We start from the raw sequence: 10688 nt of genomic DNA on the forward strand, positions 1-10688 counted from the left end.
GCTAAGCTGGCGACCCTTTTTTAGCAGTGGAGTCTGGGCGATGAAGGCACGCATCCAATGGGCGGGCGAGGCCATGTTCCTCGGTGAGTCGGGCAGTGGCCATGTAGTAGTTATGGATGGCCCGCCGGACGCCGGTGGCCGTAACCTGGGTGTACGCCCGATGGAAATGCTCCTGCTCGGTGTTGGCGGTTGCAGCAATTTCGACGTGGTCAGCATCCTGAAGAAGTCCCGCCAGGCCGTCGAAAGCTGCGAAGCTTTCCTGGAAGCGGAGCGCGCCACTGAAGACCCCAAGGTGTTTACCAAGATCCACATGCACTTCGTGGTCAAAGGCCGGGCGTTGAAGGAAGCTCAGGTTAAACGTGCTATCGAGCTGTCGGCCGAGAAGTACTGCTCGGCATCGATCATGCTTGGCGCAGCCGGTGTGGCCATCACCCATGACTACGAGATTATCGAGCTGGGTTGATTGCGAGTCGGCAAAAAAAAGGGCGCCCTTGAGGGCGCCCTTTTTTGTGCGGCTTTTTAGATTCGATAGGTGCTTTTGGTCATGACCTTGGCCAATACGCTCATGCCAAACCGCACGGGCGCCGGGAAGCGGAAGCCGCCTGCATCCAGTGCGCTTTCTGCGTGGTGTTCTTCATCAATGCGCATTTGCTCAAGAATCGCCCGGGACTTTTCGTCTTCGGCCGGCAGTTGCTCCAGGTGTTCATCCAGGTGTTTGCACACTTGATGCTCGGTTGCGGCGACAAAACCGAGGCTGACCTTGTCGCTGATCAGGCCGGCGGCGGCGCCGATACCGAACGACAAGCCGTAAAACAGTGGGTTGAGCACGCTGGGATGGCTACCGAGTTGGCGAATGCGCTGCTCGCACCAGGCCAGGTGGTCGATTTCTTCTTCGGCGGCATGTTCCATCGCTGCGCGTACTTGCGGCAGCTTGGCGGTCAGCGCCTGGCCTTGGTACAGCGCCTGGGCACAGACTTCACCGGTGTGGTTGATGCGCATCAGGCCGGCGACGTGGCGGGTGTCGGTCTCGCTCATCTGCGTATCGGGCTGCACGATGGCGGGCGAAGGCCGGTACGGTTGGCCGCTGAAGGGCAGCAGTGTGCGCATGGCCATGTCGGCTTGCAGCAACAGACGGTCAATCGGCGAGTAGTGACGTTGGGTAGTCATGCTGACCTCCGGGAAGAATCTCGGCGGCCAGTTTACCGCAAGAGAGGGCGAAGCGTTTGCGCTGCATCAAGGGCATAGGGTCGCAGCTTTGAGCCGCGACCTGTGCGCCATGGATAATCAGCCCGGCGGCCAGTTCATCTGGCGCTGACCCAGCACATGCATATGGATGTGATAAACAGTCTGCCCGCCATCCTCGTTGCAGTTCATCACCACGCGAAAGCCCTTCTCGCAGCCTTGCTCTACCGCCAGCCGTTGAGCGGTGAACAGAATATGGCCAGCGAGGGCTTTGTCTTCTTCGGTGAGGTCGTTGAGGGTGCGGATCGGCTTTTTCGGAATGACCAGAAAATGCACGGGTGCCATTGGGGCAATATCGTGGAAGGCGAGGACTTGGTCATCTTCATAGATGATCTTCGCAGGTATTTCTCTGTTGATGATCTTGGTGAACAGAGTATCCACAGCTGTTTCTCCATTATGAAAGTGCATAACGAGTGTACCGAGGTCGTCAGCGCGGGCAATAGGCCTTGTTGATGGCGCCGGCAATCTTGCGGGTCAGCCAGCGTGGGCTCAAGCGCGGGCTGAAGGCCAGCCAGCGGTTGCGTCGCCCGGGAATAATGATGGCTTTGTTTTTTTCCAGCGCACGCACGGTGTAGAGCGCCACTTCTTCCGGGCTCATCAGTTGATTGCTGCGGTCGAGCTTGGCGGTGTCCATTTGCGCGGTGCCGAAAAACGCCGTGCGCGTGGGCCCGGGGCACAGCACCGAGACCTTGATACCGCAAGTCTTCAACTCTTCGCGCAGGCCCTCGGAGAAGTGCAGCACATACGCCTTGCTGGCGTAATAGCTGCTCATCCAGGGCCCGGGTTGGAAGGCTGCGACCGAGGCTACGTTGAGAATCTGCCCGCCGCCATGCAGCGCCATGGCGTTGCCTAGGGCGTGGCACATGCGGGTGAGGGCCAGGATGTTGACTTCGATCAGGTCTTGCTCGGTCATCCAATCCTGGGCGAGGAACGGCCCGCTGGTGCCCATGCCAGCGCAGTTGACCAACAGGTCGATCTGCCGCTCGCCTTCTTCAAGTTCCAGCAGGAACCCCGACAAGCGCAGGGGTTCGCCGAGGTCGCAGGCACGAAACAGCACCTCGACGCCGAAGCGCTGAGTCAATTCAATTGCAATGCTTTCCAACTGATCACGCTGACGGGCCACCAGAATCAAGCTGCGGCCGCGACGGGCCAGTGCTTCGGCCAAAGCCAGGCCGATGCCGCTGGAGGCGCCGGTGATCAGAGCGTAACGGGTCATGCCTTTCTCCATCGCAACGCCGCCAAGCCTGTGACAGAGGCATCACAGGCGGCGGGCGTTTCTTCACTGTTCTGGAGAGTCTACAGGTTCGGCTGCGTCCTCAGCACTTTGCACGCTGTCTTCTTCATCTACGGTGACGCTTTGATCGGTGGCGTCATCGGCGGTAATGGAGCTGCTTTCGTAGCTGCTGTCCATATTGGCTTCGAGCTGGTTCAAGTAGCCGTTCATGCCCAGCGTCACCACAATGGCGAGCATCACTGGGATAAACGCCAGCCACAGGGTCGCCAGCACTTTGACTGCCGTGGAGTTGCGCGGCGGCGGCGGGCCATATTGGTTGGCGCCTGCGTTGCCCGGCAGTACCAGCAGCAGGATCGGGAAGACGCTGTTGACCAGTGGCACCAGGTTGAGGAAGTACAGCCAGCCGGACCAGCCCAGGTCGTGCAGGCGTTGCACACCGATTTGCACGCTCACCCACACCAGTGCAACAAACAAGGCCAAGCCCAGCAGCACCCCGAGGATGGTGCCGGCAGTCGGCGAGGCGGTTGCCACGGCGAAGCTAGCGGTACTGATGATGCCACCGGCCACCAGCAGTGCCAGGGTCAACACCAGCGTCCAGGCCAGATAACGCAGGCGGCCGATGCGCCCGTGGATGGTGAACACTTTAAGGGTTGAGTATTCCTCGGTGTACTCACCCACGGCAGCACGCGGTGGTGCATAGGGCGAAGCCGCAGGGCGCGAGAAGTCAGCGGCGCTGGCATCGGTCTCATGGGTTTCGGCCAGGTTGAAGGTTACCGGCTGCTCGGGTTCGATACGGGCATCGACGCCGGCGTTTTTCAGCGCAGTAAGGTAGGTTTCGGCATCGGCGCGGGAAAGGTCGCGCTTGAGTGCGACCGGGCGGCCGGTGAAAAGCTTTTCGATGGCTGCCACATCGCTCTTGAACAGCTCGGCGAGGTTCAGCTTGGCGGTGGTGCTTTCGACACCCGGGAGCAGGGCTCCGTCAAACACGATCTTGAAACGGCTGTCGCTCATGCGGGCATCCTTGTCACTGGTTCAGGGAAGGGGTTCAGGCCAGCACCAAGGGGCAGGCCTGCTATTGAGTTCAACGGGGCCAGCGCAGTTGCGCTGCCTGCTCGCGTGCCTTGCGGTATTCGGCATCCAGGCGGGCAATCAGTTCATCGACGCTGGGCAAATCATCAATCTGGCCAACACCTTGGCCGGCTGACCATACGGTTTTCCAGGCCTTGGCCTCATCGCTCAACGGCTTGAGCTTGGAGCCGAAGTTGACTTCGCCTTTGCCCTGCAGGGCGGCGAGGTCGAATCCGGCGTTTTCCAGGCTCTGGCGCATGAAGCTTGCGGGTACGCCGGACACCGCAGGAGTGTGCACGATGTCGGCGGCGCGCGATGTGAGCAGCATCTCTTTATACGCGTCCGGGGCGTGGCTTTCGGTGGTGCCGATAAAGCGCGTGCCGAAATACGCCAGGTCTGCGCCCAGCAGTTGCGCGGCGAGTATCTCATGCCCTTGGTTGAGGCAGCCGGCCAGCAGCAGGGTTTTATCAAAGAACTGGCGAATTTCGGCGATCAGCGCGAACGGGCTCCAGGTGCCGGCGTGGCCACCGGCGCCCGCCGCCACGGCGATCAGGCCGTCAACCCCGGCTTCTGCGGCTTTCTCGGCATGCCGGCGGGTGGTGACGTCGTGAAACACCAGGCCACCGTAGCTGTGAACCGCGTCCACCAGTTCCTTGACCGCGCCCAGGCTGGTGATAACGATCGGCACCTTGTGCTCGACGCAGATCGCCAGGTCGGCTTCAAGCCTTGGGTTGCTGTTATGCACGATCAGGTTGACGGCATAGGGCGCGGGGTTGTCCAACTGCGCCAGGCCCGCTTCGATTTCCTCCAGCCAGGCCTTGAAACCGCTGCTTTCGCGCTGGTTGAGTGCCGGGAAACTCCCGACCACGCCATTGCGACAGCACGCCAGGACCAATTGCGGGTTGGAAATCAGGAACATCGGCGCAGCCACCACGGGCAGGCGCAGACTTTGTTCGAGCGAAGCGGGCAGTGACATTGGAGGTTCCCCGAGTAATTGAAATTAGAACGGTTTGACCACGACCAAAATTACGATAGCCAGCAATATCAGAACCGGCACTTCATTGAACCAGCGATAAAAGACATGGCTGCGGGTGTTTTCGCCACGGGCGAAGCGTTTTACCTGGGCGCCGCACATATGGTGGTAGCCGATCAGCAGTACCACCAAGGTAAGTTTGGCGTGGATCCAGGCACCGGATTGAAAGATGGCCGGGTTGAGGTAGATCAGCCAGCCGCCGAAGACCAGGGTGGCGATCATCGCTGGCCCCATGATGCCGCGGTACAGCTTGCGCTCCATGAGGCTGAAGCGTTCTTTGCTGACGGTGTCCTCACTTTGTGCGTGATAGACGAACAGGCGTGGCAGGTAAAACAGCCCGGCAAACCAGCAGACGATACTGACGATATGGAAGGCTTTGATCCATAGATAGAGCATTTCTAGTTATTCCCAGGTTCACGGTAACTGAAGATAGTAGTGGCTCATGCGCCTGTACGTCACGTTGACGGTTGTCGCAGGACGATACGGCCCCTATTATCGACGGCTTTCCAGTGGGTTCGTTGAGGGCAGGTTTATGGTCAAGGTCGGTATCGTCGGCGGCACGGGTTACACCGGTGTCGAATTGCTGCGTCTGTTGGCTCAGCATCCGCAAGCTGAGGTGGTGGTCATCACTTCCCGATCCGAGGCCGGCTTGGCCGTGGCCGATATGTACCCGAACCTGCGAGGCCACTATGACGGCCTGGCGTTCAGCGTGCCGGACATCAAGACCCTGGGCGCGTGCGATGTGGTGTTCTTCGCCACGCCTCACGGGGTGGCGCATGCACTGGCCGGCGAACTGCTGGCGGCGGGTACCAAGGTTATCGATCTGTCGGCCGACTTCCGCTTGCAGGACGCCGATGAGTGGGCCAAGTGGTACGGCCAGCCACACGGCGCGCCTGAGTTGCTGGAAGAGGCGGTGTACGGTCTGCCGGAAGTCAATCGTGAGCAAATCAAGCAAGCACGCCTGATTGCCGTGCCGGGTTGCTATCCGACCGCGACGCAGCTGGGTTTCCTGCCGTTGCTGGAAGCGGGTCTGGCCGACACTTCGCGTTTGATCGCCGACTGCAAGTCGGGTGTGAGCGGCGCCGGCCGTGGTGCAGCTGTAGGTTCGCTGTACTCCGAGACGTCGGAAAGCATGAAGGCCTACGCGGTAAAAGGGCATCGGCACTTGCCGGAAATTCGCCAGGGGCTGCGTCGTGCGGCCGGTAAAGACGTGGGCCTGACCTTCGTGCCGCACCTGACGCCGATGATTCGTGGCATTCACTCCACGCTCTATGCAACCGTTGTCGACCGTTCGGTAGACCTGCAGGCGCTGTTTGAAAAGCGTTATGCCAATGAACCGTTTGTCGACGTGATGCCGGCTGGCAGCCACCCGGAAACCCGTAGCGTGCGCGGTGCCAACGTATGCCGCATTGCCGTGCACCGTCCACAGGATGGCGATTTGGTGGTGGTGTTGTCGGTGATCGATAACCTGGTCAAGGGCGCGTCGGGCCAGGCGGTGCAGAACCTGAACATTCTGTTTGGCCTGGATGAGAAGCTGGGTCTGTCCCACGCGGGCATGCTGCCTTAAGGTTTTACCGTTGATTGCAAAAGGCCCGTCTATCGGGCCTTTTGTGTTTTTAATGGCTGCAGCGCAGATTGATATACCGTAACAATAGTTGACCGCTTTTCTAGGAGAAGCGGATAATGCCCGCCATTACGCATATGGCGGCGCTACGCCGGGAGATTATCAGCATGAGCGTTGAATCCTTCACCCCCACGGCTTTGCAATTCACCCACGGTGCTGCGCACAAGGTGAAGAGCCTGGTCGATGAAGAGGGTAATGATCGCTTGAAGCTGCGCGTATTCGTTACGGGCGGCGGTTGTTCAGGGTTTCAGTACGGTTTTACCTTCGATGAAGATGTGGCCGACGATGACACCATCGTCGAGCGCGAGGGCGTCAGCCTGGTCGTGGACCCGATGAGCTTCCAATACCTGGCAGGTGCCGAGGTGGATTACCAGGAAGGTCTGGAAGGCTCGCGTTTCGTGATCAAGAACCCGAATGCCACCACGACCTGTGGTTGCGGGTCTTCGTTCTCGATCTGATCAGCAGCCTGATCTTCAGCAAATAAAAAAACGCCGCTTGGCTTTGATAGGCCAAGCGGCGTTTTGCTGTCTGCAGGTTTAGGCTGGGTAGATTGCACCTAATACCCGAAGCCCGCGTGCGCCAGTGACACTTGGGCGGTTGGCGGCAATGCCCTCCAGGCAGCAATGGGCCAGCCAGGCGAAGGCCATGGCTTCCACCCAATCGGGGTCCACGCCGTAAGTGGCGGTGCTGCTGACCTGAGTGGACGGCAACAGCGCCGCAAGGCGGTTCATCAGCGTGGTGTTATGCGCGCCGCCACCACAGACCAGCAGGGTTTCGGTGTCGGCTTGTGCGGCTTGCAGGGACTCGACGATGGTCAGTGCGGTCAGTTCAAGCAGGGTTGCTTGCACATCCTCTGGCTGGAACGCTGGCAATCTGCCGAGGTGGTGTTGCAGCCATCCCAGGTTGAATACTTCGCGCCCAGTGCTTTTCGGGCCTTTGGTCAGGAAGAACGGGTCACTGAGTAGCGCGTTGAGTAGCGCAGGCTCGACCTGGCCACCGGCTGCCCATTGGCCATCGCGATCGAAGTGCTCGCCGCGCTGATCGTGAATCCATGCATCCAGCAGCACGTTGCCCGGGCCGCAATCGAAGCCGGCTACGGGCTTGTCGGTCTCGATCAGGCTGAGGTTGCTGAAGCCGCCGATATTCAATACGGCGCGGTTGCCGGTACGTTCACCGAACAAGGCTTCATGAAAGGCGGGCACCAAGGGCGCGCCTTGACCGCCTGCGGCCACATCGCGGCTGCGGAAATCACTGACGACGGTAATGCCCGTCAGCTCAGTGAGCAGGGCAGGGTTGCCGATTTGTACGGTAAAACCTCGAGCAGGTTCATGGCGGATCGTCTGGCCGTGGCTGCCGATCGCGCGTATGTCCTGAGGCTTGAGGTTCTGTTGTTCCAGTAAGGCATGGATGCCTTTGGCCGCCAGTGTCACCCAGTGTTGCTGGGCGACAGCCGAACGGGCGATCTCATCCGGGCCGCTGGCGCAGAGGCTTAATAGCTGGGTACGCAGATCGTCCGGCATGGGGATGTAGTGAGTGGCGATCAAGTTGATCGCCGGGTTCTGTTCGATCAGGGCGATGTCCAGGCCATCGAGGCTGGTCCCGGACATCACACCTATATAGAGCGGCATACCTTAGCGCTTCGCCGAGGCCAGCAGGGTGGAGCGCTCCTGGTCCATGCGTGCCATCAGTGGCTGGCTCTGTTGCAGGAAGCGTGCGCGCTCGGCTTTGGCGATCGGATCGGCCATTGGCAGCTTTTGGCCAAGTGGGTCGACGTGAACGCCATTCACCTGGAACTCATAGTGCAAATGCGGGCCGGTGGACAGGCCGGTGGTGCCGATATAGCCGATAACCTGGCCCTGCTTCACGTTGCTGCCGGTCGACACGCCTTTGGCGAACCCTTGCATGTGGCCATAAAGGGTGCGGTAGGTATTGCCGTGCTGGATGATCACGGTATTGCCGTAGCCACCGCGACGGCCGGCCAGCAGCACCTTGCCGTCACCGGCAGCCTTGATGGGCGTGCCGCGCGGGGCGGCATAGTCAACGCCTTTGTGGGCGCGGATCTTGTTGAGGATCGGGTGCTTGCGGCCCATGGAAAAGCGCGAACTGATGCGGGCAAAGTCCACCGGCGTACGGATGAAGGCCTTGCGCATACTGTTGCCATCGGCGGTGTAGTAGCTGGTGTTGCCTTGTTTGTTGGTGTAACGCACTGCGGTGTAGGTCTTGCCACGGTTGGTAAACCGCGCAGAAAGAATCGCGCCGGTCCCGACGACTTTGCCGTTGGCGACTTTCTGCTCGTAGATCACGTCAAATTCGTCACCCTGACGAATGTCCTGGGCGAAGTCGATGTCGTAGCCAAACACGCTGGCCATGTCCATGGTCATGCTGTGGGACAAGCCAGCGCGGGCGGCCGACTGTGACAGCGAACTGTTGATCACGCCATGCACGTAGGCGGAGCGCGTCACCGGCTTGGTGGTGATGCGGTTGAACGCAAAGCCTTTGGCGCCTTTGGTCAGGGCAATGCTTTCGAGGTCGTTGACATTGCTATGCAGGTTTTTCAGCTGGCCGTCGGCAGCCAATTCGAACTCTAGCTTCTGGCCGTGTTTGAGCTGGGTGAATTGCTTGGCTTGTTTATCGCTGGCCAGCACCTCATTAACCGTAGAGGCGGGCAGGCCGACCTTTTCAAACAGTGTTGAAAGGGTGTCGCCTTTGGCGACGGTCACTTCGCGGTGCAGCGGATTTTTTGGAGTGGCTGGCGCAGGCGGCTCTTGAGTGGCCTGCTGGGTGTCTTCCGGGCTGCTTTCTATCTGTGCAAATGGAGATTCTATCGGTGCGTTTGTGGCTTGTTGCGCGTCGGAAGCGTCTTGATCTTGTGTCAGTTGTTCAACTGGACTTTCCAGGTCAAGGCTCAGGGATGTTCGTTTGGCTTCTACGTCACTGGAAGGGAATACCAGGAGTGCCAGGCTGAGAAGGGCGGCGATACCACTTGCGGCGAGCAGGTGGGTCTTCGGGTAAAGCGGCGGCGCTTTAGACGGTTCTGTGGTCATAAGTAATTTTGACTTTGAAGATGAAATGGAAAAGATGAATGACATGATGAAGATGAAATAACTGTATAAAATATAACCAAATCATCTGTGGCGCAAGCTCGCGAACGCTGGGCTTGCTGAACGGTGTCCGTGCGCGGGACAAAACTTGTAATTAGTCCCTGATCTTGTATGGTTGGTTCCCTTTTGAATCTGAGCCTTGCGGGTCTGTTATGAAGTCGGTTGAAGAGCAGCTAGCGCTGATAAAACGTGGTGCGGAAGAACTGTTGGTCGAGGCCGAGCTGATCGAAAAGCTCAAGCGTGGCCAACCCCTGCGGATTAAGGCTGGCTTCGATCCGACCGCGCCGGATCTGCACCTGGGTCATACCGTGCTTATTAATAAGCTGCGCCAGTTCCAAGAGCTGGGGCATCAGGTCATCTTCCTTATAGGTGACTTCACCGGGATGATCGGTGATCCGAGCGGCAAGAGCGCAACGCGCCCGCCGCTGACCCGCGAGCAGGTTCTCGACAATGCCGAGACCTACAAAACCCAAGTGTTCAAGATTCTCGATCCGGCCAAGACCGAGGTGGCATTCAACTCCACCTGGATGGACCAGATGGGGCCGGCCGACTTTATTCGCCTGACTTCCCAATACACCGTGGCGCGCATGCTTGAGCGTGACGACTTTGACAAGCGCTACTCCACCAATCAGCCGATCGCGATTCACGAGTTCCTCTACCCGCTGGTGCAGGGCTATGACTCGGTAGCCTTGCGCGCGGACGTTGAGTTGGGCGGTACTGATCAGAAGTTCAACCTGCTGATGGGGCGCGAGTTGCAGCGTGCGTATGGGCAAGAAGCTCAGTGCATTCTGACCATGCCTTTGCTGGAGGGGTTGGATGGCGTCAAGAAGATGTCCAAGTCGCTTGGCAACTACGTCGGTATCCAGGAAGCGCCGGGTGTTATGTACGGCAAACTGGTTTCGATTCCTGATGCGCTGATGTGGCGTTACTTCGAGCTGTTGAGCTTCCGGTCGATGGACGAGATCAATGCGTTGCGCGCTGAAGTTGAGGCGGGTGCGAATCCTCGTGACGTGAAGATCAAATTGGCGGAAGAGATCGTTGCGCGCTTCCATGGTGAAGAGGCTGCGGCCAGTGCTCACCGCGCGGCTGGTAACCGTATGAAGGATGGCGAGCTGCCGGATGATCTGCCAGAGATCGAATTGACTGCGACTGAAGCAATGCCGATTGCTGCGGTACTTAATAAGGCGGGCCTGGTTAAGAACTCCGCGGTTGCGCGCGACCTGCTGGGTTCCGGTGGTGTGCGTATAGATGGTGAGGTTGTCGATCGCACCTTTATATACGAGCTGGGCGCTACCCACGTTTGCCAGGCTGGGAAGAAGGCATTTGCGCGTATTACGCTCAAAGCCGAATAAAACTGAAATGAGGTGTTGACGGCGTTTTATATCT

General features: G+C 59.2%; 12 protein-coding genes. 4 read left to right on the forward strand and 8 right to left on the reverse strand.

The genetic code is table 11. The features are described from left to right. Positions 1-40 precede the first annotated feature (40 nt). The gene (locus FFI16_RS29770; RefSeq protein WP_017138086.1) at positions 41-463 is read left to right on the forward strand and encodes an OsmC family protein; all 423 of its coding nucleotides are present in this window, start codon (positions 41-43) and stop codon (positions 461-463) included. A gap of 56 nt (positions 464-519) precedes the next feature. Here FFI16_RS29770 and coq7 read toward each other — a convergent pair whose 3' ends face one another. The 6 genes from coq7 to hemJ all read right to left on the reverse strand — a co-directional run bounded on the left by coq7 (position 520) and on the right by hemJ (position 4973). After that, positions 520-1167, reverse strand: a complete 648-nt coding sequence (coq7, locus tag FFI16_RS29775) for a 2-polyprenyl-3-methyl-6-methoxy-1,4-benzoquinone monooxygenase (protein ID WP_138813621.1) — start codon at positions 1165-1167, stop codon at positions 520-522. A gap of 117 nt (positions 1168-1284) precedes the next feature. Further along, on the reverse strand, positions 1285-1623 hold the full coding sequence (locus tag FFI16_RS29780; protein ID WP_003210943.1) for a histidine triad nucleotide-binding protein: 339 nt from the start codon (positions 1621-1623) through the stop codon (positions 1285-1287). Positions 1624-1669: 46 nt separating this feature from the next. Beyond that, positions 1670-2458: an SDR family oxidoreductase gene (locus FFI16_RS29785; protein WP_138813622.1), complete on the reverse strand. Its 789-nt coding sequence runs from the start codon at positions 2456-2458 to the stop codon at positions 1670-1672. 63 nt (positions 2459-2521) lie between these two features. Beyond that, positions 2522-3487, reverse strand: a complete 966-nt coding sequence (locus FFI16_RS29790; protein ID WP_138813623.1) for a DUF805 domain-containing protein — start codon at positions 3485-3487, stop codon at positions 2522-2524. 70 nt (positions 3488-3557) lie between these two features. Then, complete coding sequence (locus FFI16_RS29795; RefSeq protein ID WP_138813624.1) at positions 3558-4520, reverse strand: nitronate monooxygenase family protein; 963 nt, start codon at positions 4518-4520, stop codon at positions 3558-3560. A 24-nt stretch (positions 4521-4544) separates the two neighbouring features. Beyond that, positions 4545-4973 carry a protoporphyrinogen oxidase HemJ gene (gene hemJ, locus FFI16_RS29800; protein WP_138813625.1) on the reverse strand — a complete coding sequence of 143 codons (429 nt, stop codon included), beginning with the start codon at positions 4971-4973 and terminating at the stop codon, positions 4545-4547. 136 nt (positions 4974-5109) lie between these two features. Here hemJ and argC point away from each other — a divergent pair, with 136 nt between their 5' ends. Beyond that, the gene (argC, locus tag FFI16_RS29805) at positions 5110-6144 is read left to right on the forward strand and encodes an N-acetyl-gamma-glutamyl-phosphate reductase (RefSeq protein WP_017138092.1); all 1035 of its coding nucleotides are present in this window, start codon (positions 5110-5112) and stop codon (positions 6142-6144) included. A 164-nt stretch (positions 6145-6308) separates the two neighbouring features. After that, complete coding sequence (gene erpA / locus FFI16_RS29810) at positions 6309-6659, forward strand: iron-sulfur cluster insertion protein ErpA (protein ID WP_003176443.1); 351 nt, start codon at positions 6309-6311, stop codon at positions 6657-6659. Between the two features lie 78 nt (positions 6660-6737). Here the strand turns inward: erpA and FFI16_RS29815 are convergent, their stop codons facing one another. Then, positions 6738-7829, reverse strand: a complete 1092-nt coding sequence (locus FFI16_RS29815; protein ID WP_138813626.1) for an anhydro-N-acetylmuramic acid kinase — start codon at positions 7827-7829, stop codon at positions 6738-6740. A 3-nt stretch (positions 7830-7832) separates the two neighbouring features. Further along, positions 7833-9245: a peptidoglycan DD-metalloendopeptidase family protein gene (locus FFI16_RS29820; protein WP_138813627.1), complete on the reverse strand. Its 1413-nt coding sequence runs from the start codon at positions 9243-9245 to the stop codon at positions 7833-7835. A gap of 209 nt (positions 9246-9454) precedes the next feature. Between FFI16_RS29820 and tyrS the strand changes: the two genes are divergently transcribed. After that, on the forward strand, positions 9455-10654 hold the full coding sequence (tyrS, locus tag FFI16_RS29825) for a tyrosine--tRNA ligase (protein WP_138813628.1): 1200 nt from the start codon (positions 9455-9457) through the stop codon (positions 10652-10654). Positions 10655-10688 lie beyond the last annotated feature (34 nt).

Origin of the sequence: Pseudomonas sp. KBS0710 (assembly GCF_005938045.2) — a bacterium.
In the GTDB taxonomy this organism is placed as follows: Bacteria; Pseudomonadota; Gammaproteobacteria; order Pseudomonadales; family Pseudomonadaceae; genus Aquipseudomonas.

What these genes read in the sequence shown, in the direction of transcription:
- FFI16_RS29770 (WP_017138086.1), top strand. Translation starts at nt 41, where the DNA reads ATGAAGGCACGCATCCAATGGGCGGGCGAGGCCATGTTCCTCGGTGAG.
- FFI16_RS29790 (WP_138813623.1), bottom strand. Translation starts at nt 3,487, where the DNA reads ATGAGCGACAGCCGTTTCAAGATCGTGTTTGACGGAGCCCTGCTCCCG.
- hemJ (WP_138813625.1), bottom strand. Translation starts at nt 4,973, where the DNA reads ATGCTCTATCTATGGATCAAAGCCTTCCATATCGTCAGTATCGTCTGC.
- FFI16_RS29820 (WP_138813627.1), bottom strand. Translation starts at nt 9,245, where the DNA reads ATGACCACAGAACCGTCTAAAGCGCCGCCGCTTTACCCGAAGACCCAC.
- tyrS (WP_138813628.1), top strand. Translation starts at nt 9,455, where the DNA reads ATGAAGTCGGTTGAAGAGCAGCTAGCGCTGATAAAACGTGGTGCGGAA.
- FFI16_RS29785 (WP_138813622.1), bottom strand. Translation starts at nt 2,458, where the DNA reads ATGACCCGTTACGCTCTGATCACCGGCGCCTCCAGCGGCATCGGCCTG.
- FFI16_RS29795 (WP_138813624.1), bottom strand. Translation starts at nt 4,520, where the DNA reads ATGTCACTGCCCGCTTCGCTCGAACAAAGTCTGCGCCTGCCCGTGGTG.
- coq7 (WP_138813621.1), bottom strand. Translation starts at nt 1,167, where the DNA reads ATGACTACCCAACGTCACTACTCGCCGATTGACCGTCTGTTGCTGCAA.
- FFI16_RS29815 (WP_138813626.1), bottom strand. Translation starts at nt 7,829, where the DNA reads ATGCCGCTCTATATAGGTGTGATGTCCGGGACCAGCCTCGATGGCCTG.
- argC (WP_017138092.1), top strand. Translation starts at nt 5,110, where the DNA reads ATGGTCAAGGTCGGTATCGTCGGCGGCACGGGTTACACCGGTGTCGAA.
- erpA (WP_003176443.1), top strand. Translation starts at nt 6,309, where the DNA reads ATGAGCGTTGAATCCTTCACCCCCACGGCTTTGCAATTCACCCACGGT.